Below are 25877 nucleotides of genomic sequence, written 5' to 3'. Positions count from 1 at the left end.
CAAGCACCTCCTATTCTTTCGTAATTGGAGCAAATTTGGCTAACACACGTTTAATTCCTGTTGGCGCTGGAAAGGCGATATCCATTTCCATTGCTTCTCCTTCACCCTGCACCTTAACAACAGTGCCAACTCCCCACTTATTGTGTTTTGCTTTGTCACCTGGTCCCCATGATTCACTCTCGGCACCAGTTGTGCTCTGCATTTTTTCGGCACGTCGTTTTTTTACAGGTGATGGTTTATCTGGTGTTTTAGAAATAGAACCATACATAGTAGCACGTGCCTGCTCAATACCGTCGACGAGTTCTTCCGGAATTTCATTGATGAATCGGCTAATTGGATTCATATTTGTTCGACCGTACAGGGTACGCATTTTAGCATGTGTTAAGTACAGCTGCTGTTCAGCTCGTGTAATTCCAACGTATGCTAAACGTCGCTCTTCTTCCATTTCTTCATTATCAAACATCGACCTGCTGTGTGGAAACACATTCTCTTCCAGGCCAATTAAAAAGACGACAGGAAATTCCAGTCCTTTGGCAGCATGCAATGTCATCATAGTAATTTTTTCTTCATTTTCGGAGTCCTCGTCATCATCAACACGATCTAAGTCAGCAATCAAGGCCAAGTCAGTCAAAAATGCAACAAGTGTTTTATCTTCACTTACCTTCTCGAAGTCCTGTGTTACTGTTTTGAATTCTTCGAGGTTTTCGATACGGCTTTGTGATTCTATTGTTCGTTCATTTTTCAGCACCTGTTCATAACCTGTACGTTGTAAAATTGCTTCAACCATATCTGTCGCCGTTAAAAACTCCTGTTGCTGGGTGAGCGTTTTAATTAAATTACCAAATTCAGCTAACGCGTTTGCAGCCTTTTTAGGTACACCGGTAAAATCAACCTCTTTTACTGCCTGATAAAATGATATATCATGCTGCGCGGAATAGGCACGCAATCTTTCTACTGAAGTTTTTCCAATACCACGTTTTGGTGCATTAACAACACGTTCAAAGCTCAAATCATCATCAGGATTTGTAATTAGCCTCAAGTAGGCGACCATATCCTTAATTTCTTTCCGATCATAGAACTTTGTTCCGCCCACCATTTGATAGGCAATATTCGACTTCATAAAAGTATCCTCAACAGCACGTGATTGGGCATTTGTTCGGTATAATATGGATATATCATTCGCTGAATAGCCTTCCTCACGTATTAACTCCTGAATTTTATCCGTTATAAACAATGCTTCCTCTTGTTCGGTTGCACCTTGAAAATAATGGATGTTCTTTCCCTCTGCATTTTCAGTCCAGAGGTTCTTCGGCTTTCGTCCTGAATTATGCTCAATCACTTTATTCGCTGCAGAAAGAATCGATTTAGTCGAACGGTAATTTTGTTCAAGGAAAACGGTTCTTGCTGAAGGATAATCTTTTTCAAAGGACAGGATATTTGCAATGTCAGCTCCACGCCAGCCATAAATGGATTGATCAGAATCACCAACAACACATAGATTCTGAAAACGGTTTGCCAGCTGCTGTACTAAATAGTATTGGGCATGATTTGTATCCTGATACTCATCCACATGAATATACTGAAACCTGCGCTGGTAATATTCCAATACTTCCGGAATCCTTTTGAACAAGTGGATTGTCTGCATTATCAAATCATCAAAATCGAGTGATTGGTTTTTTTGCAGGGTTTTCTGATATCTGTCGTATACCTGTGAGACTTGCCGCTCGAAAAAGTCACCGACATTTTTGCTGTATTCCTCAGGTGTTATTAATTCATTTTTTGCTGTACTAATAGCTCCAAGCATAGCACGCGGCTCGAACTTTTTCGGATCAATATTAAGATCTTTTAATGTTTGTTTGATAACTGATAATTGATCGCTGCTATCAAGAATTGTAAAATTTTTGCTATAGCCAATTCGATCAATATCTCTTCGTAAAATTCGCACACACATCGAGTGGAAGGTTGACACCCAAATTTGGCCGCTCCCCATTCCAACAAGTTTATGTACACGGTCCTTCATTTCACGTGCTGCTTTATTTGTAAATGTGATCGCCAGGACACTTTTTGGCGAAACTTCTTTTTCACGAAGCAAATAGGCTATACGGTGTGTAAGCACTCGTGTTTTGCCACTTCCCGCTCCTGCCATAATTAGTAATGGTCCGTCTGTATGTTTAACTGCCTGTTGCTGTTCCTTGTTTAATCCACTTAGTAAGTCACCCATCATTTGACTCACAATGACACCACCTTAATCCATATCGTTAACTGCTTTAACAGTTTTTAATGCTTTTTTTATGTCTGTATAAATACTGTTTCCCACTATTATTGTATCTGCATGTTCTTTCATTTCACGCGCTTGGAAGCTGTTTTCAATGCCTCCACCGTAAAAGAGCTTTGTGTTACTCAATTGTTCCTTCACTTTTTTCACAAGTGACGGGTCACCATATGTGCCGCTGTATTCCATATAAAAGATTGGCAAATGGAAGACACGCTCAGCCATGTATGCATATGCTGTCACATCATCTTCATCCGGCATTTCGCAGTTTGTTTTCGAAAAAGCTTTGGCTTCCTGATTTAAAATACAATAGCCTTCAACAAACATTTCATTCCAGTCCATAATATCCTTATACTCTTTGATTGCTTGATGCTGTATATCCATCATCCATTTTTTCTCGGTACTGTTGACAACCATTGGAATGAAGTAAAAATCGAATCCCGGTGTAACAGCATCCATATTGGATATTTCCAGTGCACATGGAACTGTATGACGGCGAATTCGTGAGAGTAAATCCAGCACACCATCCAATGTGACACTGTCAGTTCCACCAACAATAACCGCATCAGTCCCTGACTCACAAATCATGTCAATGTGCTCATCCGATATCTCTTTAGCAGGATCCAGTTTAAATAAGTGCTTCCATTCGTTCAATATATGATTCAACGTTTATCCTCCATTTTCAAAAATTGGATCAGTTCATTCAGCGTTATATTATTTCATTCTTAAAGTATACCAAAAATCAGGCAGGGAAATTAGGATAAAGTTTAATGTTTTTAGAGTTTTTTAAGAAGGTGGCTAATAATGGGGAATCTTGCTTTGAGAAGATTGCTCCTAAGTAATGCGGAAAAATACTTGAGTGCTATCACACCGCTTCAGAAATACATTCCGCTTTCCGCGAGCAACGCTTCAGCTTCCTCGGAAGCAAAAACCACTTCCTGCGGGATCTTCAGCTGTTGCTTTTCCCGCAGGAGTCTCCATGTATTTCCTCCGCTGGTTTTTGTGCACAGTTATAAAGCATAACTACTTTCTTACTGCATAAATGCAACTAAGGATTTCACTATTTAGTTTAAATCCTAAGCATAAAGGGTTCCAAGAAAGCAAAATACACTTTCATAATATTCCCTTTAAACCAGCAGCTGGAATATGCGAGACTCCTGTGGGACAGCAATCCTAAGAGACCCCACAGGGAGCGGCGATACTCGCGATCGAGGCAGACTAAGTACGCCACGTCCTGTGGCAATATCTGCACTAGCACGTCCTATGCGTCGGTGGCTCGTGGTGAGCCCTCTGCGCGCGAGTATATTCCAGTGCGTGGTCAAAGAGCCACACTAAATACTACGAATCGGTTAACCACAGTCTGTGTCGAAGTTTATATCAATTGCACAATCTTTTAGAGAAAAATGACGCTACCTCAATGAGATAGCGACATTGTTTTATTCTTCCTCGTCCATAATGCGATCCAAAACGAGCTGATAGCCATCACTGCCAAAGTTAATACATCGCCGGACACGTGATATAGTGGCGGTTGAGGCATTCGTTTCATTTTCGATAACATTGTATGTGTGACCTTCTGTTAACATTTTTGCAACTTGCAATCGCTGGGCAATAGAGTGTATTTCTGACATTGTTGCAATATCATCAAAAAATTTATAGCATTCCTCACGATCTTTGAGTGACAGAATAGCATCAAACATTTGATCTAACTGTTTTCCGCGTAGTTTATCAATTTGCACAACGAAACCCCCTGGTTCATACTAATTCGAAATATTTACAGATTGCCCAATTCCCGGACTTGACGGCACAACATTGACCCATGTTTTACCAGGTACAAATTTAACTGGCTTCCCATCCTTTACAGGGATTATTCGCCCGTCACGATTCTCCCATTTGACTTGCTGAACCTTTCCTTTTTGAATCAGGTATCCATTGCCTCCTGAAGTTATATTAATTTCACGTCGACCTGCACTATCAATTACTTCATGATACGTCTCAACAATAAATATATTGTCTACCTGTATCGGTTCTTCAGAGTTCAATTCGACTGTTTTTTCCTGATCGCTGTATCGTGTATATTTTTCACTTGTTTCGTCATATTCATATTCGACAATTTCCATCGGGCTGTTGTCAGAATACATGATTTCGACATGGTTTGCTGCATCGCCTGAGATGCTTTTTGCTTCATCTTCTGATAAAAATGGCAGTGGCTCATAAGAATGTGTTACTTCATATCCCTTTTGAGATGCTACATCATATACTGCTCCAAATTGTAAGTATGAGTTATGTGGTGCATTGCGGAAAGCTTCACGTTTAAATAAGTGGCCATCGTTATCATAGATGGACCCATTCAAGTGTTCAATACCGCGATTCTTAACCATATCATTTATAAAGTTTGCTGCTCCATGATAAATATATAACGCATCATACCTGTCTGCTATTTCAAAATAGTACTCGCGAGCACTTCTTACTGGTCCAACAACATCTGGTTTCTCGCTCTGAAACATAGCCAGAAAGCGCGTGATTTGCCCTTCCGCCAGAAATTCGAAAACAAGGTCCGCTTTCGAAAGTCCAGATTGCGGTCTTGCTTTTGTATGGTTATTTACCATGACACTAACAATTCGATCATTAACTTTTTGGTCTGTTTTAATACCTGTTAATGGGAATGTATTTGCCTTCTCACTGTCCTCAGGAGCTTGCACTTGATCTTTTTCTTCCACTGCATTTTCCTTAGTTTCATTGTCCTCAGCTTCCTGCTTATCGTCTGAGCAAGCTGCAAGTAATACAACCATTATTAATAACAGGAAATAAAATAATTTCTTCAAACCCCCACCTCTTTCAACTTATAAATTTTATCTTTTTTCCATTATACGCTATCGCATGTTAGCTGGAAAGAGTACTTCACGTTTCTTAACGTCCATAATTCCTTGTTGCGTAATCCGAATATATGGAAGGTGGGTTGCAGACAGGAATAATATGGAATATATTGGGTCAGTAAAATGATAGCCAAATTCTTTCAGCAAGCTTTTAAGCTGTTTTTCTTTTTCCATCAATTCTTTCATGTCTCCAGCAAACATACTTCCTGACAATTTAAGTGGTAATTCAAAAATAATTTCACCTTCATGAACCAATACAATACCTCCACCAAGTTCCTTCATACGTTCCCAGGCAATCAGCATATCAGGTTTACTTTTACCGATAAAAACCAGATCACCTGTTGTAGAGAATGAGCTTGCCAAGGCACCCAACTGATTTGTAAATCCTTTAATCGCAGTGTTTACACGCCATTTTCCATTTCTATCTACTAATAATAGAAATGCGTCATCATATTTATTGGGTATTAAATCAAGCGTTACATCTGTTTCAATTGGATATGGATTTATAATTACTTCATTTATCATCTCAAGACCGATCGGAACAGAAAATTGCAGATCCTCCATGTTCAGATCCCAGTCGAAAGTAAGTGGTTCTATATCATATTTTCCCCAGTTAATTTTAAGCGTTGTGTGCTGTTCCTCATTATCTTTTACAATCCATTCTCCCTTGGCCAGAACACTGACTGGGTTTGGGTTTTCCTTTTGTCTGATAAAGTTAATGTTTGCAATTCTGCCCGGTGCAATACTTCCTAGTTCCTCGTGCAGTCCATAATGTCTAGCAACATTAAAGGATGCCATACGATATGCGTCTGCAATTGGGACACCTTTTTCAATGGCGATCTCAATACAAACATTCATCACCCCATTTTCATAGAATGATGGTGTTGCTCCATCAGTTGTCATGGTAATATTATCGAAGGTCTGCAGGTTCTCTGCAAGAATTTCATCTATTAGACTTGGCAGGTCAGGGCGGATAGATGAATATCGCAGACCGACCTGATAGCCAAGCTGTAACCGTTTGATAACTTCCTGGCCTGTCATTGCTTCATGTTCTGCTGATATACCCAGCAATTTTAGTTTCGTTAATGTCTTTTCAGAAGCACCCGGTAAATGTCCTTCAATCGGTTTGCCTAACCTTCTAGCCTCTTGAATCCAATACAACAGACGGTCATCGCCTGCGAGCAGACTCGGCCATGATGTCAGCTCTCCGCCTTGAACTACTGATTCATGATCCAACCAGGATAGCACATTTTCAGTACTGAAAAGTTCTCCCTCATCCTGCAGTGCTGTTTGGGAATCAAATCTTGCCCACCAATACATTGAAACAGGAAATCTATTGAACTCCTCCAACAGCGAAAACGCTTTCTTTTTATCTAATAAAAAATTCCACATTAAGTTATCATTTATCAATGTAGTTGTTCCATATTTTGCAGCATGCATCGCAAGTGATTCGGGATTATACAGCTGGAATGGATGTGCATGCGGTTCCATGTACCCAGGCACAAGAAATAAGCCCTCACAGTCTATTACTTCGGTAGTTTTAGTATTTTCAGGAAGTTTATCCCCTACATACACGATGCGGTCATTTAAAATCCAGATGTTCGCACGTAACCATTGCTTCGTATATGTGTTTAAATATGTTCCGTTCTTTAAAAGAATTGTTGGTGCCACTTTTCCATCTAGAACAGCAACATGTTCTCTTAGTTCACGGTTTCTCCAGTAGTATCCATTTTGTAGCATATAGCAACGCTCCAATGTGTAATTTTTTCTATCTTAACATATTTTTCGCTTTAGCACTGTAAAGTTTTTGTATATTAAAATGAAATTTTTGTGACAGTGAGGAAAGGGGACGAGGAAAAATGCAGCCCAAGAGCTTATATATCGTCTTGGGCACATTCATATTATTTACTTTTTGCCGATATCTCTCCGGTAAAAAAATTCATTTGATAATGCAAGAGAACCCAAACAATTATATGAAACTTCTACTGCCCTTGATAGACTTGATCCTTTTGCACCTACCAATAGAACTCTTCCACCATCGGAAACAAGACCTGAGTCTGCCTTCTTTGTTCCCGCATGAACAACAAACCCATCTCCATTCAGCTGCATTTCAGTTAACGGAATGCCCTTATTGTATGAAGCAGGATAGCCTTTTGCCGCAACTACCACTCCAGCACAGCACTGTTCTTCCCATTCGAGAGCTGGATCAGTCCCGTTCATCACATCCCGCAAAACCTGGAGGAGATCATTTGTCAGCAGCGGCAGAACTACTTGCGTTTCAGGATCACCAAAACGCGTGTTGAACTCGATTACTTTCGGGCCATTATCTGTCATTATCAGTCCTGCATATAAAATTCCTGTAAATGGTCGCCCTTCATTCATTAAACCATCGGCGGTCTTTTGAAGAATTCTAACAACTGTATAATCTAGGGTTTCCTGGGAGATATCCGGGACTGGGGCATAAGCACCCATGCCACCTGTGTTTGGACCTTGGTCATCGTCATATGCACGTTTGTGGTCACGGGCCGGAATCATCGGGTACACGTTATTTTCATGAACAAATGCCATTAGCGAAAACTCTTTTCCGATTAGGCATTCTTCAATTACTATTGTTGCGCCCGCTTCAGCAAAAGCCTTGTTGACCAGCATATCATCAACAGCATCGATTGCCTCTTTTTCTGTCTCTGCAACAACAACCCCCTTTCCCGCTGCAAGTCCATCTGCTTTCACTACAATCGGTGCGCCTTTTGCTTCAATATATTTCTTGGCATCATCAGCATCGGTGAAGCTAGCATGCTCAGCTGTTGGAATGTCATAATTTTGCATAAATGTTTTCGCAAATTGCTTACTGCCTTCTAATAAAGCTGCTTCCTTTGTCGGGGCAAAAATAGCTAGATTTTCTTCCTGAAACCGATTAGCAATCCCTGCCAGCAATGGGTTCTCTGGTCCGACAATCGTGAGGTCGATCGTATTTTCTTTTGCAAATCCAACTAAACGATCGATGTCCATTTCTGAAATTTCCACACATGTGGCCATTTCGGCAATTCCACCATTACCTGGTGCCGCATATAACTGATTAATAGTATTACTTTCGGCTAGATTCATTACGATACTATGTTCACGTCCACCTCGTCCGACAACTAATATATTCATTCAGAACACCCTTCATGTTTAATGTTTAAAATGCCGTATCCCAGTATATACCATGGAAATTCCGTACTTGTTACACATATCAATCGAGTCCTGGTCACGCTTAGATCCGCCTGGCTGAATAATAGCTGATATACCAGCCTTTGCAGCTATCTCTACTGTGTCTGGCATTGGGAAAAATGCATCTGATGCCAGTACTGCACCTTTTGCCTTTTCTTCAGCCTGTTCAAGCGCAATACCTGCTGCCCCTACACGGTTCATTTGCCCTGCACCAACACCAACCGTTTGCATTCCTTTAGCCAGAACGATAGCATTCGATTTCACATGCTTTACGGCTTTCCAAGCAAATAACAGATCCTTGACCTCATCTTCAGAAGGTTTTTTATCCGTTGGAAATGTAAGGTCCTTTCGATCGATTTCTGCGTCATCATTACTCTGAATTAAGACGCCGCCTTTTACCGTAGTCAGCTTGTGATAGGTTGACTGCTCATGAACTATTGCCAATTCAAGTAATCTTATATTTTTCTTTTTCGTCAAAATAGCTAACGCTTCTTCGGTAAATTCCGGTGTAATAACAATTTCGAGAAAAATTTCGCTTAATTTAGTCGCTAACTCAACATCAATTTTGCGGTTGCAAGCAACAATCCCGCCAAATATTGAAACAGAATCAGCTTCATATGCCTTGGAGAAAGCCTGATTAATCCCTTCTGCAACACCAATTCCGCATGGATTCATATGCTTAACGGCCACTGCAGTCGGACTCTCGTATTCAGCGATTATCTCTAGAGCTGCGTTTGCATCCTGGATATTGTTATAGGAAAGCTCTTTTCCATGCAATTGTTTTGCTGAAGCCAGACTCATTGTGGTTTCAGTTGGGTTTTTATAAAATGCGGCTGTTTGATGTGGGTTTTCTCCATAACGTAAGGTCTGCGCCTTTTCATATGTCACGGTATAATTCTCAGGAAAAGCATCCTCGGTAAAATAACTAGCAATCATTGAATCATATTGTGCTGTATGGCGGAATACTTTTGCAGCAAGCTTTTTCCGTTCTGTTTTATCTAAACTATTTTCCTGTAGAGAATCCAAAGTGCTGTTGTAGTCTGCCGGATCAACAACAACCGTCACATCAGCAAAACTTTTTGCCGCTGCACGTAGCATTGTAGGACCGCCAATATCAATGTTTTCAACGATTTCTTCTTCCGTTACATCCAATTGACTAAGCTTTTGCTTAAATGGATAAAGGTTAACAACTACCATATCTATTGGATGAATGTTACCTTCTGCAAGCTGCTTCTGATGATCATCATTATCGCGTTTTGCAAGTAACCCCGCATGAATTATTGGATGCAAAGTTTTCACACGGCCACCAAGCATTTCCGGGAAACCTGTTACATCTTCTACTGCTATAGCTTGAATACCTGCTTCAGTTAATTTTTTCAGCGTACCGCCTGTTGAAATAATTTCATAACCTAATTCAACAAGTCCATCGGCAAACTCGGTAATGTTGGCTTTGTCAGAAACGCTAATTAGTGCTCGTTTTTTCATGTAGAATACTCCTCACTGTTTGGATATTATGTTAGTTGTGGGTTGTTGTCGCGCGAGTTCTGGCTGCTGTCGCGCGAGTTTCGGTGCTGCTCTCTCAAATTCCAGTGCTGCTCTCTCGAATTTCGGTACTGCTCGCTCGAGTTTCAGTACGTCTCGCTCGAGTTTCCGTGCTGTTCGCTCGAGTTTCCGTGCTGCTGTCGCGGGAGTTTACTTCCTCACTTCATCAGCCGATTGATAACTATCGGGTACAATCTGTGCTCCACTAGCTGGATTCGCTCTTTTAACGTTTCCACCGTATCATCCTTGAAAACTTCTACCGGTTCCTGCGCGATTATCGGTCCTGTATCGATTCCCTCATCAATAAAGTGAACGGTCACACCAGTATCGCTGACTCCTGCCTTAAAAGCTTGCCCAATTGCATCTTTTCCCGGGAATTCCGGCAGCATTGACGGATGAATGTTAATAATCCTATTTTTATAGGCGCGCAGTAGTGTTGGTCCGACAATTCGCATGTACCCTGCTAAAAATATCCATGAAATATCTGATTGTTGCAGCTTGCGAACAAGATCCTTTTCGTAATCTGATTTTGACGCATACTCCTCTGAATCAAAAACGAAGGTCGGCACACCAAATTTCTCCGCTTTCTCAAGGACACTGGCACCAGGTTTGTCACAAACGAGAAGCGCAACTTCACATAGGAGGTCGTTTTTTTCCATGATTGCCTGAAAATTACTGCCGGCACCTGATGCGAATACAGCCGCCCTTATTTTTTTCATGATGTAAAATGCACCCCTTCGTTTGATGTAACCTTCCCTATAACGGAGGCTGTTTCCCCTTGTTCCTGTAAGCAATTTAATACGTCGTCAACATCTTCCTGGGCAATGACGATTGCCATACCAATTCCCATGTTAAATACGCTGTACATATCCTGATCAGGAATATCACCCTGTTTTTGCAAAAAAGAAAATATCGCAGGACGTTGCCAGCTTGAATGATTAATCTCAACTCCAAGTCCTTCAGGCAACATGCGTGGCAGATTTTCGTAAAAACCTCCACCTGTAATATGTGAAATTCCTTTGATTGATATTTTTTTTATAACAGCAGAAACTGCCTTCGCATAAATCCTGGTAGGGGTTAATAGTGTGTCTCCAAGGGACTCTGACTGTCCTTCATATGTTTTCGTTAAATCAAGATCCTCTACCAATTTTCTTACTAATGAATAACCATTCGAGTGAATTCCACTTGACGCCAATCCGATAACAGCATCACCAGCCGTAATTTCGTCCCCTGTGATTAAGCGGGATTTTTCGGCAATACCTACTGTAAATCCGGCCAAGTCATATTCATCATCACTATACATACCAGGCATTTCAGCAGTCTCACCACCAATTAACGCTGCACCTGCAGTAACACATCCATTGGAAATTCCAGAAACAATTTGTTCAATCATTTCGGGGTTGTTTTTACCACATGCTATATAATCCAGGAAAAATAATGGCTGTGCACCTTGTGCAACGATATCATTGACACACATAGCAACTAGATCTTCGCCAACCGTATCATGCTTTCCTAATTGGAAGGCCAGTTTCAGCTTGGTTCCGACGCCATCAGTCCCTGAAACCATAACAGGTTCTTTGTAATTGAATGAGGATAGCTCAAACAAACCAGCAAACGAGCCAATTCCGCCCAGTACTTCCGGCCGGGATGTTTTGGCAACATGCTTTTTCATTCGTTCAACGGCTTCATACCCCTTATCAACATCGACACCGGCATCTTTATAAACGTTTGACATGTCTGACACATCCTCCAGTAAATATTGTTATTATCTCGTATAAGAAATTTCACTTTGCTCGTTTTCTTTCACAGGATAGTTTCCTGTCATACATGCAGCACAAATTCCTTGATGGAGTGTTTTATCCTTTATTATTGCTTTTTCTAATCCATCAATAGATAAATAAGAAACACTTTCTGCACCGATTATTTCACAAATCTCAACAATGGAGTTGTTCGCTGCAATTAACTCTTTTCGTGTTGACATGTCGATACCGTAATAGCACGGATTTTGAATAGAAGGTGAGGCAATCCGAACGTGAACTTCTTTGGCACCGGCGTCTTTCAGCATTTGAACAATTCGCCTGCTTGTTGTTCCCCGAACAATTGAATCATCTATCATCACAATCCGTTTTCCTTCGACAATTCCACGTACTGGTGCAAGCTTCATTTTCACACCTTGTTCACGCAGCTCCTGGGAGGGCTGGATAAACGTTCTTCCCACATAACGGTTTTTGATAATTCCCATCTCATATGGAAGTCCGATTTCTTCGGCAAAGCCAATCGCAGCAGAAATACTGGAATCCGGAACACCAATTACCATATCTGCCTCAGCAGGAGACTCCTTGGCAAGCTCCATTCCCATTCGCTTTCGTGAAGCATGAACATTCACTTCATTTAAGTCACTGTCGGGTCTCGATAAATAAACATACTCCATCGCACACATTCTACGTTGCTCACGCATTGCAAAACGTGTTGATTCGATTCCTTTTTCACTGATTGTTACGAGTTCCCCTGGTAAAACTTCACGCACAAAAGTAGCTCCTATTTGGTCGAATGCACATGTTTCAGAAGCAACAACATAAGCATCCCCAAGTTTTCCGATCGATAAAGGCCTGATGCCACTTGGGTCAAGTGCGGCAAACATCTTATCTTCTTTTAAAATTAAATAAGCATATGCTCCAACAACTTTATTAAGCGCGCTGGAGATAGATTCCTCATTGGTTTCCATACCATTTCGTCTAATTAGATGAGCAAGTACTTCTGTATCGGAAGAAGTTTGTAAAATACTCCCCTCGTCCTCAAGCTCTCCTCGCAGTTTTTGTTCGTTCATGAGATTCCCGTTATGTGCTAAAGCCATACTGCCAGTCTGCGAACGGAACAGTAATGGCTGGACATTTTCGAGTCCCTTTCCACCTTGTGTGGAGTAACGAACATGCCCAACAGCTACATTCCCTGTCAGTTCGGAAAAATTCGCATGCTTGAACACGTCATTGACTAAACCTAACCCTTTATGCACTTTTAATTCCATGCCATTATTTACAACAATCCCAGCACCTTCCTGTCCGCGATGCTGCATCGAATGTAGTCCATAATACGTGAGTTCTGCTGCCTTTTCATGACCCCAAATTCCAAATACACCGCATTCTTCGTTTATGCCTTTGATTTCAGCAAGCATGGAATAGCTCCTTTCCATAATTCGTGAAGTGCTCTAGCATCTTCCTCAATAACAACCCTGTCATTGGTCCTGACGAAAAATTCATCATTACTCGTTACAGAGCCAATCTCTGTTGCATGATCGATTATTTTTTCAAACTGCTCTTTATCCTCAGCTTTGACAGTGACAAGAAATCTCGATTGTGACTCGCTGAATAATGCAGCAGTTGGATTTCCAGAGACTTCCACATCTATCCCGAGTCCTTTTCCGTTAAAAGTACCTTCAGCTAGCGCTACGCCTAATCCACCTTCAGCCAAATCATGGGCTGATTGAACTACGCCCTGCCGGATGGCTTTCAATAATTGCTTCTGACGTTCTGCTTCTATTTGTAAATCAATTGATGGCGCTCTTCCTTCGTATTTTCCTTGGATAATATTCTGCAGCTCACTGCCGCCAAACTCAGCCTTTGTTTCACCAATTAAATAAATGACATCCCCAGCTTCCTGGAAAAAGCTTGGCGTTAGATGATCAAGTGATTCAATTAGTCCGACCATTCCAACGACCGGTGTCGGAAAGATTGAATTCCCTTTAGACTGGTTATATAATGAAACATTCCCGCTAATGACTGGTGTATCAAGAATGCGCGAAGCTTCACTCATCCCCTCAACACTCTTTTCCATTTGCCAAAAGACTTCCGGATTAGTTGGGTTCCCAAAATTTAAACCATCCGTTAAACCTAATGGACGAGCTCCTGAACAAACTAAGTTCCGCGTCGCCTCTGCAACTGCAATTTTCCCGCCAGTTTCTGGATCAAGGTAAATATAACGGGAATTACAATCGGTCGTAATCGCTAAGGCTTTATCTGTTCCTTTAATACGTACAACTGCTGCGTCAGATCCAGGTGTTACAACTGTGTTCGTTTGAACCATTGAGTCATATTGGTCATACACAGATTCTTTGCTTGCGATAGTAGGCTGCTGCAAAAGTTGCTTTAACATTTCAGCATGATTATCGACTACGGGAATTTCGTTTTCCATTTCCTGAAATGCTTTCACATATGCCGCTTCCTTTGATGGCATCTGATAAACTGGGGCTTCCTCTGCAAGTGCATCAACTGGAATATCTGCAACAAGTGAGCCATGCTGTTTAAGGCGAAACACCTTTTCCTTGATAACCTCACCAACTGCAGTTGCCTCAAGTCCATATTTTTCGAATATATCAATAATTTCCTGTTCACGTCCCTGCTTCACAACAAGCAGCATCCGTTCCTGGGATTCAGAAAGCATTAATTCATATGCATTCATATTTTGCTCGCGCTGTGGTACAAGGTCCAAATTCATTTCCAATCCAGTATCAGCCTTACTCGCCATTTCACTTGCCGACGATGTAAGTCCTGCCGCTCCCATGTCCTGCATTCCTACTAATGCATCGGAATGAATAACTTCCAGGCATGCCTCAATTAATAGTTTTTCCATAAATGGATCGCCAACCTGTACTGCCGGACGATCTTTATCCGAATCCTCAGCTAAGTCACCTGAAGCAAATGTCGCGCCATGGATGCCGTCCCTTCCAGTTGCTGCACCAGCATAAATTACTGTATTCCCAACACCTGCTGCGATGCCCTTTTGGATTTCATCATGATTTATCAATCCTATGCACATTGCATTTACAAGCGGGTTATCCTCATAGCTATCATCAAACTGTACCTCTCCACCAACTGTTGGGACACCGACACAGTTGCCATAACCCGCGATGCCATGAACGACTTCCTGGAACAGATACCTCACACGGTCTGTTGTAAGGTTTCCAAAGCGCAAAGAGTTCATCAAGGCAATCGGTCGCGCGCCCATCGAGAAAACATCCCGGATAATACCGCCAACTCCAGTTGCAGCACCTTGGTATGGCTCCACTGCTGACGGGTGATTATGACTTTCTATTTTAAAAACAACCGCCTGATCATCCCCGATATCAATAACGCCAGCACCTTCACCAGGCCCTTGCAAAACATGTGAACCCTTAGTTGGGAATTTACTTAACAGTGGCTTTGACGTTTTATAGCTGCAATGTTCGGACCACATGACGGAAAAAATTCCTGTCTCGGTAAAGTTCGGCCTACGTTTTAGGATATTTTTCACCATGTCATACTCTTGATTGCTTAACCCCATATCCAGGTATAACTGTTCCTGTTCGATTTTCTCCGGGCTGATTTCACCTGTTAACAACATAGGATTCCCTCCAATTTTTGACTACTGACTGAAATAATCTAAGTCCATCATCACTGCCCAGCAGCTCTTCAACGGCCCGCTCCGGATGTGGCATCATGCCAAGAACATTGCCTTGCTCATTAATAATTCCGGCAATATCTGCAATCGACCCATTTGGATTCTTTTCGTACGTAAAGACGATTTGATTATTTGCTTTTAAATCGGCTAATGTCTGTTCATCGCAAAAATAGTTTCCTTCACCATGTGCAATTGGAAAACGAACGATTTCTCCTTTACCATATCCCGTAGTAAACTGTGTTTTATTGTTCGCCACAACCATTGGCTCCTGATGGCACATGAATGCCAGATTCTTGTTACGGAGCATTGCACCTGGCAAAAGTCCTGCTTCGAGTAAAATTTGGAATCCATTACAAACCCCTAAAACCGGCTTGCCTTTTTCAGCATGTGCTTTAATCTGCTGCATCACATTCGACGTTGAAGCAACTGCACCTGAGCGAAGGTAGTCTCCATACGAAAAACCACCAGGTAAAAGAACTCCGTCATAGTTTTCGAGATTGCTATTTTCATACCATACTAAATCAGCATCTTCTTTCAGAACATCTTTTGCAGCATGATACATATCACGATCACAATTCGACCCCGGAAAAACGATTACAGCAAACTTCACGATTGGACAGCCTCCTCCACATTAAATCGATAATCTTCAATTACCGGATTTGCCAGGAGTTTGTCGCACATCGCTTTGACACGTGCTTCAATATCAGCGTCGTCCTCCATGGTCAATTCAATGTACTTACCTACCCGGGCTTCTTCTACTTCCGGAAAACCTAACGAATGTAACGATGTTTGAATTGCCTTCCCTTGAGGGTCGAGTACACCTTGTTTTAACGTAACGTGCACAGTAATTTTTTTCATGATTTTGCCTCCAATCGCTGATAAATTTCCTGATAAACTTCGAGCAAATCACCAGTACCTTGGCGAAATACATCCTTATCCAATTTTTCATGTGTAGTACTGTCCCAAAGTCTGCATGTATCTGGCGAGATTTCATCTGCAAGCACAATGCAACCACTTGCCAAGCGTCCAAATTCAAGTTTAAAATCTACCAATTCAACATCTATTTCCTTGAATACTGCAGTTAACTGCTTATTAATTTCCAATGCTTTCTCTTTAACTTCCTGTAATTCACTAGATGTGACATCACTTAAGAAAAGCGCATGCTCATCATTAATTAGCGGGTCCCCCAATTCGTCATCTTTATAAAAAAGTTCAATAATCGGTGGGTTAAACGCTGTTCTCTCTTCAATCCCCAGACGCTTTGTAATACTTCCTGTTGCCAAGTTACGTACAACAACTTCCAATGGAATGATTTCTGTTTGATGGACAAGCTGTTCTGTTTCACTTAATCTTTCAATAAAATGAGTCTGAATATTTTTGTCATGAAGAAGTGGAAAAATAAGTGACGATATATCATTGTTCAATTGTCCTTTGCCTGTAAACGACGCCTTCTTCTCTCCATTAAAAGCTGTTGCATCATTTTTGTAAGCCAGCACTAGTTGTCCTGGTTTATCCTTTGCCTGGTAGACACGCTTTGCTTTTCCCTCGTATAACAGATCAGCTTTCATCATTTCACCTCAAGTCCGATTCGGTTAAAAATTGCATCCACATTTTTAAGGTGGTACGTATAATCAAAACAATCGTCGATTTCAGCTTGTGACAGTTTCGTACTAATCTGTTCATCAGCCTCAACCAATTGTTTAAAATGAGTTTCAGTCTCCCATGCATGCATTGCCTTTGGCTGTACAATGTCATAAGCAACTTCGCGGGCCATACCTTTTTCAATTAATGCCAGAAGCACACGCTGTGAAAAAATAACACCATGTGTTTTATCGATGTTTCGTTTCATGTTTTCCGGAAAAACAGTTAGCTTTTTAACGATGTTGGAGAAGCGATTCAGCATATAGTTCAAAGCGATTGTTGTATCTGGTAAAATAACGCGTTCTGCTGAAGAATGGGAAATATCACGTTCATGCCACAATGAAACATTTTCGAATGCTGTTACCATTTGGCCACGTAATACCCGGGCCATCCCGGTCATGTTTTCCGATCCAATTGGGTTGCGTTTATGCGGCATTGCGGAAGATCCCTTTTGGCCTTTAGCAAAGAACTCTTCAACCTCGCGTGTTTCTGTCTTCTGCAGGCCACGGATTTCAGTGGCAAATTTTTCGACTGAAGTTGCAGCAAGCGTGAGTGCAGATACGTATGCAGCATGACGATCACGCTGTAATGTCTGCGTTGAGACAGGTGCTGGAGTCAGCCCAAGTTTTTCACAGACATACTGTTCAACGAATGGATCAATATTTGCATACGTTCCAACTGCTCCTGAAAGTTTCCCAAACTCCACGCCTTTTGCAGCCATTTCAAAGCGCTCCAAGTTCCGTGTCATCTCCTCATACCAAAGAGCCAATTTCAAGCCAAATGTTGTAGGCTCAGCATGGACGCCATGTGTTCTTCCCATCATGACAGTATGTTTATGTTCGATAGCTTTATTTTTCAGTATTTCAATAAATGCATGAAGGTCTTTTCGGATAATTTCATTTGCTTGTTTCAATTGATAGGATAGTGCCGTATCGACTACATCTGTGGAGGTTAAGCCATAATGGACCCATTTGCGTTCATCACCAAGCGTTTCGGAAACCGCACGCGTAAATGCAACCACATCATGTCGTGTTTCCTGTTCAATTTCATAAATCCGCTCAAGGTTAAATGATGCATGTTGACGAATCTTTTTCACGTCCTCAGCCGGAATAACCCCTAAATCGCTCCAGGCTTCACATGCTAAGATTTCCACCTCCAACCATGCGTTGAACTTATTTTCCTCTGTCCATATTGCACCCATTTCTTCTCGCGTATAGCGTTCAATCATTGTTTTGCCTCCTCGTATGCAGTAAGTCTTACACGAACTTCTTCCTGTGTTTTTGCAATAAACGTAATGTGCCCCATTTTACGTTTGACCTTCACGCCTTCTTTCCCGTACAAATGAATAAAGCCGTTATTCAATCCAGGCAACATTCGTAAAACATCATTCATATCGTCACCAAGTATATTTACCATTCCAGCAGGCTGCAGCAATGTAATTGGCATTAGGCTTAACCCGCAAATTGCTCGAATATGCTGCTGAAATTGTGAAATATTACATGCTTCAATGGTGTAGTGTCCAGAATTGTGCGGTCTTGGTGCCATTTCATTGAGAAAAATTTCTTCATCCTTAACGAACATTTCAAGCGCAAATGTACCGACAATGTTCATTTTTTCCGCAAGTACTTTTGCTGCATCGACAGCTTTTTCATTAACGGTTTCACTAATTAATGCCGGTACCGTTGTTTGATATAAAATGTGGTCTTGATGCTTATTCTCTGCAATTGGGAAAAAAGTAATATCACCTGACTTTGTACGGGTGAAAACGACTGAAATCTCCTTATCAAACGGTATCCACTGTTCGATAATGCATGTGCTATTTTGATCAGCAAATTCACAAGCAGCTGGAATATCGTCCATTGAATTTAGTTTAAGCTGTCCTTTGCCATCGTAACCGCCGCTGCATGTTTTAATTACCGCTGGAAATGGCATAGTTTTCAAAGCTTTATTCACATCTTCACCATTTGAGACTATTGAAAAATCAGGTACTGGTAAATTTGCATTCTTCATGATTTTTTTCTCTTTTTCCCGGTTTTGGGTGACTTCCAAAGGGTATGCTCCTTGTGGCAGCTTACCTTGCCGCTCGATATATCCCGCAGCATCAAGATCAACATTTTCAAATTCATATGTCACAACATCACTTAGTTCCGATAACTTCTTAATACCATTCATATCATCGTAGGGCGCAGTAATTTGCTGATCTGCTACCTGAGCAGTCGGACAGTTTGGTGTCGGATCAAGGACCGCAATTTTATATCCCATATATTTTGCTGCAATTGCCATCATACGCCCAAGCTGTCCGCCGCCAATGATTCCGATTGTTTGAGGTGGAAGGATTACCTTATTCTTTTGCAAGATCTTCCCTCATTTCTGCTACATTTGCTTGTAATTCTTTACGATATGTCTCCAGTCTATCTGCTACCTTTTCTTCAAAAGATCCAATAATTTGGGCGGCAATAATTCCTGCGTTTTTCGCACCTGAATTGCCAATTGCAACCGTTGCAGTTGGCACCCCGCCAGGCATCTGCACGATAGAAAGAAGCGAATCCAGACCATTAAGTGCTTTACTTTGGACAGGAACTCCAATAACAGGTAACGTCGTTTGAGCTGCTATCATTCCAGGTAAATGCGCTGCACCACCTGCTCCAGCAATGATTACCTTCAAACCACGTTCACGTGCGGATTTGGCATACATAAACATTTCATCTGGCGTACGATGAGCTGAAATCACATCCTTCTCATATGGAATGTCAAGCTTGCTCAACATATCGCATGCATGCTGCATTGTTTGCCAATCTGATATACTTCCCATTATCACTCCAACTTGTACCATCAAATCCCTCTCTCCCTGATTAGAAAAGTTAGCTTATCGCCAAAACTTTGGGCGAATTGCCTTAGTTGCACTTATGCAGTAAGAAAGGAGTTATACTTTCTTAACTGCTAAAAAAGCCTATTCCTCTCCCTCAAAAACTTGAGAGAAGATGAATAGACTTTTTTCACGACATCTTAAACGGACCGTTGCTATACAACGATTCATCCTCCCTCATAGTCCAGCATTTATGGTGCTTGGTAGAAACTTTTGAGCCATATTCTCAAAAATATATGAGGAACCGTATTTATTTGTTGATTTCAGCATATCAAACCAGCCTCTATAATGTCAATAAATATCGAACGATAATAAATAAATCCCATCTAATGTTCGGATTTTATTACTGACTTACTTAGGAACTGACCATTTTTCCGCCATTAACATGAATAACCTGACCAGAAACATAAGAGGAATCTTCAGAAGCAAGATATACATATGCAGGCGCTAGCTCATAAGGTTGACCAGCTCGTTTGATAGGTACATCAGTGCCAAATTTCGTTGCAATGTACTCACCTGAAAAGCTTGATGGTATTAGCGGTGTCCAAATCGGTCCAGGTGCCACCGCATTGACACGGATTCCCTGACCAATAATATTTTGTGATAAAGCACGCGTGAAGCCAACGATTGCACCTTTTGTAGCACTGTAGTCGATTAACTTCTCATTTCCTTCATAGGCTACTACAGATGCAGTGTTAATAATTGTATTTCCTTCGCCTAAATATGGCAAGGCAGCTTTTGTCATATAAAAGAATGCGTAAATATTCGTTTGAAACGTAGCATCCCATTGATCCGCTGATATATCTAGCAAACTATCCTGAGGAAACTGTACACCATGATTATTGACTAAAATATCGATTTTGCCAAAATGGTCGATTGTCTGTTGTACAACGTTCTGACAATGCTGCTGATCACGTAAGTCGCCTACAATTAAAAGACACCGTTGTCCAAGCTGCTCAATATGCCGTTTTGTTCTGTAGGCGTCCCCATCCTCATAATGGTAGTAGTATGCAATAACAATATTTGCGCCTTCCTTTGCAAAGGCTATTGCGGCAGCTGCTCCAATTCCGCTGTCTCCACCAGTTATAATAGCAACCTTTCCCGTTAACTTATTAGCACCAGTATAGTTCGGATCCTCCACAATCGGCTCAGGCAACATAAGTGACTCGATACCCGGCTGTTGGTCCTGATGTTGGTGCGGAAAGGTATTTCCATCTTGTTGATTGTTCATTAAAAGCACTCCTCCTGATTAATAGAACATTTGATGTAACGTATTCTGTTCTGGAGGCAGGTGTTCGCTGAATCTCTCTTCTATAACTACAATCGAATGAGCAACACTACTAGTGGCATTAAAAAGCTATTTCCTTAGAAAACTTGTCTTATCGCTTATTTGCACTTATGCAGTAAGAAAGTAGTTATACTTTCTCATCTGCTGAGAAACTGTTTAAAAAAATTTACAATAAGATGACACTTTTTCCAGTCAGGAATCGATTATGGTTATAGAAAGAAAATAGAACAGGCTGCAACCTGTTCTATTTTCTGCTTATTATTCTTTTAGATTCTCGTCATTTTGCTTTGGAGGCTGTTGTTCCTCTTGTGGTTTTACTTCACCTGGATAGTCCTTTTTCTGATTAAACAACCGCCCTTTACGTACTTGCTTGACCCAGAAACCGCCGGTAATCTGCTTCGGCTCATACGAAATGATAAATGCTTTAGGATCTATTTCTTTAATTGTTTCATATAAGATCAGCTCATATTTTCTAGGTGTCAGTATTTGCATTGCAAGACGATCCCCTTCCATTCCATAGGCAAACCAACTTGTCACGCCATAGCCTTTATCCCTTAGCTTTCTGGTGAACTCGATATTCGGATCGGACGAAATAACATTAACCGTAATATAGCCCAATGCAAGCTTTTCCTCAATTTTTGTACCGACAATAACGCCAATTCCAAAACCGAGCGCATACGCTATAAGGTTTTGTATTTCATTTAAATTATCCAAAACCAGTCCTAGTCCTACTACATAAATAACCACTTCAAACATACTAACAAATGCAGCTATATACCGTCGTCCTTTTAGTGTCAGAATCATGCGAATCGTTGATAACGATACATACACAATATTTATGATAAGAATGATTGCCACCATGATATATGCATTTTCCAGCAACATTAACCCTCCTTGACCTCTTACTGCAGAAATACGTTCACTTTCATAATACTCACCTAATGCCCAGCTAATGCATACATTATAAAGTAATTCTATCCAACTTTAAACGAGGTGTCTTCATGGATCCTTTTAAACAAATGGCTGATTGGCGAAAGAATATGGATCATTTTTTTGGTGATCAATTCTGGAGTGAATTTGAAGGGGTTATAAAACCCACGATTCCACAGGTTAACATCTACCAGTATGATCATGAACTTATATGCATTGTTAATATCCCAGGTCTAACCGATTTAAACAAAGTTGATATCTATGTAGATTACGCAAAACTGGAACTTAAAGGTGCTATAGACATTTCCTATACAGGAGGTACTGTGGTCAAAGAAGAAATACTTCAAGGTGTGTTTGAACGTGAAATAACGTTACCATTTCCCGTACGAAGAGATAAAATAAACGCAACATATAAAGATGGTTTAGTATTTATTCAGCTGCATAGACTTATATCGGATGAAAGTGGCCGGAATAAAGTAAATGTCCAAATAGTAGAAGAAGATTAGACTTTATTCGGCCCAAACACACGCTTTTTAACTGATGAACGCTTACCTCTCAGCCTCTTATTTAGCGCTTTTTTCCAATTATCGGACAACAACTCACATGAAGCAAGTTCATCAGCCAATTTCAAATCATCCTTGTTCACATACATGACCTCGTTACAGGCAGCAATTGTCCACTGGGGGTATGGCCGTTCGATTAATTCAAGCTCAAGTCCCGATTCGACATATCCTTCCTGCAGCACTCGGAAATACCAGCCTGTCCGTCCACTTCTTTGTATACGTAACGCGAAGTCCAGTATACGAAAACGACGGGCTGGCTTCCAACAGGGCTTTCGAGGTTGTGCAACCTGAATAACGCTTTCACCGAATTGATACGTATCACCTATGCAAACAGTGAACTCATCTGAATTATTTAGTGACAAATTCTCACCCATTGCACCAATTCCAATTGAATCTAATTCTAAATCCATCTGCCAGTATGAATAATGTTCTTTCGGATAAGCAAACACAGCTTTTTCTGGACCACCATGGTTTTTCTTGTCCGCTACTTCATCGTCAGTAAACCCGGTGGTTCCAAGCCATATTCTGTCATCTGATTCACTCTTAAAAATGCCAGTCTCCCAAGGCCTATCCATACGATTTTCTGCATGAGCGTCCCCTAAATGCTTTACTTTTCCAGTTAATATTCTATCTACATAAGGTTTAGTCATCGTGCCCCGTCACCTCTTTCTCTCTACATTGTATCTTTAATGTTGAGAAAATGAAAATAGCACGGAGCCTTTGGATTTAAATTATTCAGTTGGTATGATTTGAAGGGATATGCTTGATTTCTGCGATCAAACTTGCGAGGATCCTCGTTCGTCGGTCTCAGCGAGGATTTGCTATCCCGCTTTTCAATAAAAGTCTCAAAAAATTCTATCTAACATAGCCAGTAAAAAGCTCAAGCAGTATTAGAACTCTTATTTGGCCTCTCTTATCAACCTGGGATCTGTTATATCAACCTAAAATACGGTATATCAATTCCAATCGTTAGATATCAACTTGAAACATGCTATATCAACCCAATTTGTGATATATCAACTTGGAATACAGTATATCAACCTTAATTGCAGGATATCGACTAGCTTCACTAGATATCTACCAATCGAGGGTACAAACGAAAAGCTTGATTGTTCATTTGCAGAATGGGAGTTGCAGTCCTAAAATCAAGAGGTACCCTTATTGCTATTTCACATAGAAAAAGCGGTTTAATTAAGGGTACAATTGGGTGTTGTACTCCGTAACTAAACCACTTTAATCAGGATTCCGTGTTCTCTTCTAATTCATTTCCATTACTTTGTCTTTCAATTCCGCTTTGTTTATTTTCCCTACGTGGGTTTTGGGCAGCTCATCCAGCAGCACGAATTTCTTAGGTACTTTATATTTGGTCAATTTATTTTCGCAGTACACTTTTAACTCTGTTTCAGTTATCTTTTCAGTGGGCACAACAAATGCTACAACGATTTCTCCCCACTTTTCATCGGGTAGACCCAGTACAGCAGCTTCACTTACAGTTTCATTAGTCTCGATCCAGTGCTCTATTTCCAAAGGATAGACATTCTCTCCCCCGGTAATGATCATATCTTTCTTGCGCCCTACAATATACACATAGCCTTCTTCATCCTGTCTTGCCAGATCTCCGGTATACACCCAGCCATCAATTATTGTCCGTTCAGTTTGTTCCTGCTTATTCCAATAATATTCGAACGAATGATATCCGCGTATTAAGAGTTCACCAACATCACATCCATGAGCTTTATCCCCATTTTCGGAAATAATCTTTATATCATTGAAAAGCATAGGTTTCCCAACTGAACCCACTTTTCGTTCTGTATCTTCAGGGTCTATATAAAAATTATTCGGTCCCGCTTCAGTTAATCCGTAACCTTCCTTAAATGGAATTCCTTTTTTATGAAAAGCCTTGTAAATCTTATAGGGACAAGGTGCACCGCCAGAAAGGAAAACTTTCATATCCGGAAAGCTTTCTTGCTGGAATTCTTTCGTACGAATCATCATGTGATACATCGTCGGTACACATAGCACAATCGTACATTCATATGTAATCAGATCATTTACTGCTGTAGATGCTTCAAATTCCGGCGATATGACAACCCTTCCTCCAACAAGCATCAGCGGCAATGACAAAACGTTTAGTCCACCTGTATGAAACATCGGCAGACAAGTTAATGTTATGTCTTCGCTTGTTAAATTCCAGCTTATGATCGTGTTCATTGCATTCCATAAAATTGACCGATGTGATAGGACGGCACCTTTTGGTTTACCGGTTGTTCCCCCAGTGTAAATCATGGCTAGTGCATCGGTTTCTGCTGGTTCATATGCCTTTGATAAAGCACCAGAGGTTGGCAGACGATTTATATAGTTATTATTATCGATATCTATTAACATACTATCAATCTCAGGATTAATTATATTATCCTGAAATTGTGGATCAATCCCCATTAATTTTGGTGAACAATCCCTGATTACGTATGACAGTTCATCGGTTGATAATCGCCAATTTAGTGGAACAAACACAGTCCCTATTTTCATGCAGGCGAATACAAAGTCAAAATAACTGATATGGTTAGGTGCTAACAATGCAATTCTATCGCCCTTTTGTATATCATTTTCGATAAGATATTGTGCTAACCGCTCTGCTCGTTCGTTAAGCTGTTTATATGTCCAGGATTGATTTGTTTTTGCATCAACCACAGCCTTTTTTTCAGGAAATAAATCTACCCGACTTTGAAACCAATCTAATGCACAATGCATCGCTACCCCTCCATTTGCATCTCTAAATATATTATTATAAGTATAGAATGTTCGAGTTACATGATAGTTACAGTTTATCAATGTGAATTTCAGCTTAATCCATTAAAAAAACCGGGCAAACCCTTCCAGTCCTAACCGCCTTATCTTTAATGAACAAATTCGTATCAGATATATGATGTGAACAATATGAAAAATAATTTATCTGCAATGACACCGCTCCGGAAATACACTACGCTGGGGTTTGCTCACTTATTCAAAAAAATAAATGCATGTTGTGATGATATAAACAAGATTTCAGACCATCTAAACCAGCAGATGGAATATGCGAGACTCCTGTGGGACAGTGAAGCCTAAGAGACCCCACAGGGAGCGTTCTTTGCGAGCGAGGCAGACTAAGTAAGCCACGTCCTGTGCGTCGGAGGCTCGTGGTGAGCCCTAGGTGCGCGAGTATATTCCAACTGCGCGGTTAGGGAACCACACTAAATATTTAATTTATGTCGCACTTTAT

The 25877-nt window shown here is 40.9% G+C and carries 22 protein-coding genes and 1 riboswitch; of the genes, 1 reads left to right on the top strand and 21 read right to left on the bottom strand.

The window, feature by feature from the left end; genetic code table 11:
* Positions 1 to 10 precede the first annotated feature (10 nt).
* The 19 genes from pcrA to ACTWQM_RS13665 form a co-directional block, all read right to left on the bottom strand.
* Complete coding sequence (gene pcrA, locus ACTWQM_RS13755; RefSeq protein ID WP_443258872.1) at positions 11 to 2224, bottom strand: DNA helicase PcrA; 2214 nt, start codon at positions 2222 to 2224, stop codon at positions 11 to 13.
* A 21-nt stretch (positions 2225 to 2245) separates the two neighbouring features.
* The gene (locus tag ACTWQM_RS13750; protein WP_443258871.1) at positions 2246 to 2929 is read right to left on the bottom strand and encodes a heptaprenylglyceryl phosphate synthase; all 684 of its coding nucleotides are present in this window, start codon (positions 2927 to 2929) and stop codon (positions 2246 to 2248) included.
* A gap of 779 nt (positions 2930 to 3708) precedes the next feature.
* Positions 3709 to 4008 carry a YerC/YecD family TrpR-related protein gene (locus ACTWQM_RS13745; protein ID WP_443258733.1) on the bottom strand — a complete coding sequence of 100 codons (300 nt, stop codon included), beginning with the start codon at positions 4006 to 4008 and terminating at the stop codon, positions 3709 to 3711.
* A gap of 21 nt (positions 4009 to 4029) precedes the next feature.
* Complete coding sequence (locus ACTWQM_RS13740) at positions 4030 to 5094, bottom strand: DUF3048 domain-containing protein (RefSeq protein ID WP_443258732.1); 1065 nt, start codon at positions 5092 to 5094, stop codon at positions 4030 to 4032.
* Positions 5095 to 5142: 48 nt separating this feature from the next.
* Positions 5143 to 6885, bottom strand: a complete 1743-nt coding sequence (locus ACTWQM_RS13735; protein WP_443258731.1) for an adenine deaminase C-terminal domain-containing protein — start codon at positions 6883 to 6885, stop codon at positions 5143 to 5145.
* 165 nt (positions 6886 to 7050) lie between these two features.
* Positions 7051 to 8298, bottom strand: coding sequence for a phosphoribosylamine--glycine ligase (purD, locus tag ACTWQM_RS13730; protein ID WP_443258730.1), 1248 nt, complete (start codon positions 8296 to 8298; stop codon positions 7051 to 7053).
* Positions 8299 to 8316: 18 nt separating this feature from the next.
* Positions 8317 to 9840: a bifunctional phosphoribosylaminoimidazolecarboxamide formyltransferase/IMP cyclohydrolase gene (gene purH, locus ACTWQM_RS13725; RefSeq protein ID WP_443258729.1), complete on the bottom strand. Its 1524-nt coding sequence runs from the start codon at positions 9838 to 9840 to the stop codon at positions 8317 to 8319.
* A 215-nt stretch (positions 9841 to 10055) separates the two neighbouring features.
* Positions 10056 to 10616 carry a phosphoribosylglycinamide formyltransferase gene (gene purN / locus ACTWQM_RS13720; protein WP_443258728.1) on the bottom strand — a complete coding sequence of 187 codons (561 nt, stop codon included), beginning with the start codon at positions 10614 to 10616 and terminating at the stop codon, positions 10056 to 10058.
* On the bottom strand, positions 10613 to 11632 hold the full coding sequence (purM, locus tag ACTWQM_RS13715) for a phosphoribosylformylglycinamidine cyclo-ligase (RefSeq protein WP_443258727.1): 1020 nt from the start codon (positions 11630 to 11632) through the stop codon (positions 10613 to 10615). The genes purN and purM overlap by 4 nt, the downstream gene beginning before the upstream one ends.
* Positions 11633 to 11662: 30 nt before the next feature.
* Positions 11663 to 13069 carry an amidophosphoribosyltransferase gene (gene purF / locus ACTWQM_RS13710; protein WP_443258726.1) on the bottom strand — a complete coding sequence of 469 codons (1407 nt, stop codon included), beginning with the start codon at positions 13067 to 13069 and terminating at the stop codon, positions 11663 to 11665.
* The gene (purL, locus tag ACTWQM_RS13705) at positions 13045 to 15273 is read right to left on the bottom strand and encodes a phosphoribosylformylglycinamidine synthase subunit PurL (protein WP_443258725.1); all 2229 of its coding nucleotides are present in this window, start codon (positions 15271 to 15273) and stop codon (positions 13045 to 13047) included. The genes purF and purL overlap by 25 nt, the downstream gene beginning before the upstream one ends.
* A complete protein-coding gene (gene purQ, locus ACTWQM_RS13700; RefSeq protein WP_443258724.1) occupies positions 15257 to 15940 on the bottom strand; it encodes a phosphoribosylformylglycinamidine synthase subunit PurQ in 684 nt (227 codons plus the stop codon). The genes purL and purQ overlap by 17 nt, the downstream gene beginning before the upstream one ends.
* Positions 15937 to 16188: a phosphoribosylformylglycinamidine synthase subunit PurS gene (purS, locus tag ACTWQM_RS13695; RefSeq protein ID WP_443258723.1), complete on the bottom strand. Its 252-nt coding sequence runs from the start codon at positions 16186 to 16188 to the stop codon at positions 15937 to 15939. Before purS ends, purQ begins: the two co-directional genes overlap by 4 nt.
* Positions 16185 to 16898: a phosphoribosylaminoimidazolesuccinocarboxamide synthase gene (gene purC, locus ACTWQM_RS13690; protein ID WP_443258722.1), complete on the bottom strand. Its 714-nt coding sequence runs from the start codon at positions 16896 to 16898 to the stop codon at positions 16185 to 16187. Before purC ends, purS begins: the two co-directional genes overlap by 4 nt.
* The gene (gene purB, locus ACTWQM_RS13685) at positions 16898 to 18199 is read right to left on the bottom strand and encodes an adenylosuccinate lyase (protein WP_443258721.1); all 1302 of its coding nucleotides are present in this window, start codon (positions 18197 to 18199) and stop codon (positions 16898 to 16900) included. The genes purC and purB overlap by 1 nt, the downstream gene beginning before the upstream one ends.
* Entirely contained in the window at positions 18196 to 19326 is a 1131-nt protein-coding gene (purK, locus tag ACTWQM_RS13680) for a 5-(carboxyamino)imidazole ribonucleotide synthase (RefSeq protein WP_443258720.1), read from the bottom strand. The genes purB and purK overlap by 4 nt, the downstream gene beginning before the upstream one ends.
* Entirely contained in the window at positions 19313 to 19804 is a 492-nt protein-coding gene (gene purE, locus ACTWQM_RS13675; RefSeq protein WP_443258870.1) for a 5-(carboxyamino)imidazole ribonucleotide mutase, read from the bottom strand. The genes purK and purE overlap by 14 nt, the downstream gene beginning before the upstream one ends.
* Before the next feature lie 193 nt (positions 19805 to 19997).
* A riboswitch (purine riboswitch) is annotated at positions 19998 to 20097 on the bottom strand.
* 95 nt (positions 20098 to 20192) lie between these two features.
* Positions 20193 to 21068 carry an SDR family oxidoreductase gene (locus ACTWQM_RS13670; RefSeq protein ID WP_443258719.1) on the bottom strand — a complete coding sequence of 292 codons (876 nt, stop codon included), beginning with the start codon at positions 21066 to 21068 and terminating at the stop codon, positions 20193 to 20195.
* Positions 21069 to 21383: 315 nt separating this feature from the next.
* Positions 21384 to 22007 carry a DUF2179 domain-containing protein gene (locus ACTWQM_RS13665; protein WP_443258718.1) on the bottom strand — a complete coding sequence of 208 codons (624 nt, stop codon included), beginning with the start codon at positions 22005 to 22007 and terminating at the stop codon, positions 21384 to 21386.
* 119 nt (positions 22008 to 22126) lie between these two features.
* Between ACTWQM_RS13665 and ACTWQM_RS13660 the strand changes: the two genes are divergently transcribed.
* On the top strand, positions 22127 to 22561 hold the full coding sequence (locus ACTWQM_RS13660) for an Hsp20/alpha crystallin family protein (protein WP_443258717.1): 435 nt from the start codon (positions 22127 to 22129) through the stop codon (positions 22559 to 22561).
* On the opposite strand, the gene ACTWQM_RS13655 is transcribed toward ACTWQM_RS13660, so the two are convergent.
* A complete protein-coding gene (locus ACTWQM_RS13655) occupies positions 22558 to 23268 on the bottom strand; it encodes an MOSC domain-containing protein (RefSeq protein WP_443258716.1) in 711 nt (236 codons plus the stop codon). The genes ACTWQM_RS13660 and ACTWQM_RS13655 overlap by 4 nt on opposite strands.
* A gap of 607 nt (positions 23269 to 23875) precedes the next feature.
* Positions 23876 to 25369: a class I adenylate-forming enzyme family protein gene (locus ACTWQM_RS13650; RefSeq protein ID WP_443258715.1), complete on the bottom strand. Its 1494-nt coding sequence runs from the start codon at positions 25367 to 25369 to the stop codon at positions 23876 to 23878.
* Positions 25370 to 25877: the final 508 nt, after the last annotated feature.

This window comes from Virgibacillus sp. L01, from assembly GCF_052246775.1.
In the GTDB taxonomy this organism is placed as follows: Bacteria; Bacillota; Bacilli; order Bacillales; family Amphibacillaceae; genus Lentibacillus.
The sequence above is the reverse complement of the archived record's forward strand: the minus strand, read 5'-3'. Positions and strand labels throughout refer to the sequence as shown.

Coding starts and splice junctions, on each gene's coding strand:
- pcrA (WP_443258872.1), bottom strand. CDS start 2,224: ATGATGGGTGACTTACTAAGTGGATTAAACAAGGAACAGCAACAGGCA.
- ACTWQM_RS13735 (WP_443258731.1), bottom strand. CDS start 6,885: ATGCTACAAAATGGATACTACTGGAGAAACCGTGAACTAAGAGAACAT.
- purD (WP_443258730.1), bottom strand. CDS start 8,298: ATGAATATATTAGTTGTCGGACGAGGTGGACGTGAACATAGTATCGTA.
- purH (WP_443258729.1), bottom strand. CDS start 9,840: ATGAAAAAACGAGCACTAATTAGCGTTTCTGACAAAGCCAACATTACC.
- purN (WP_443258728.1), bottom strand. CDS start 10,616: ATGAAAAAAATAAGGGCGGCTGTATTCGCATCAGGTGCCGGCAGTAAT.
- purM (WP_443258727.1), bottom strand. CDS start 11,632: ATGTCAAACGTTTATAAAGATGCCGGTGTCGATGTTGATAAGGGGTAT.
- purF (WP_443258726.1), bottom strand. CDS start 13,069: ATGCTTGCTGAAATCAAAGGCATAAACGAAGAATGCGGTGTATTTGGA.
- purL (WP_443258725.1), bottom strand. CDS start 15,273: ATGTTGTTAACAGGTGAAATCAGCCCGGAGAAAATCGAACAGGAACAG.
- purS (WP_443258723.1), bottom strand. CDS start 16,188: ATGAAAAAAATTACTGTGCACGTTACGTTAAAACAAGGTGTACTCGAC.
- purC (WP_443258722.1), bottom strand. CDS start 16,898: ATGAAAGCTGATCTGTTATACGAGGGAAAAGCAAAGCGTGTCTACCAG.
- purB (WP_443258721.1), bottom strand. CDS start 18,199: ATGATTGAACGCTATACGCGAGAAGAAATGGGTGCAATATGGACAGAG.
- purE (WP_443258870.1), bottom strand. CDS start 19,804: ATGGTACAAGTTGGAGTGATAATGGGAAGTATATCAGATTGGCAAACA.
- ACTWQM_RS13670 (WP_443258719.1), bottom strand. CDS start 21,068: ATGAACAATCAACAAGATGGAAATACCTTTCCGCACCAACATCAGGAC.
- ACTWQM_RS13660 (WP_443258717.1), top strand. CDS start 22,127: ATGGATCCTTTTAAACAAATGGCTGATTGGCGAAAGAATATGGATCAT.
- ACTWQM_RS13655 (WP_443258716.1), bottom strand. CDS start 23,268: ATGACTAAACCTTATGTAGATAGAATATTAACTGGAAAAGTAAAGCAT.
- ACTWQM_RS13650 (WP_443258715.1), bottom strand. CDS start 25,369: ATGCATTGTGCATTAGATTGGTTTCAAAGTCGGGTAGATTTATTTCCT.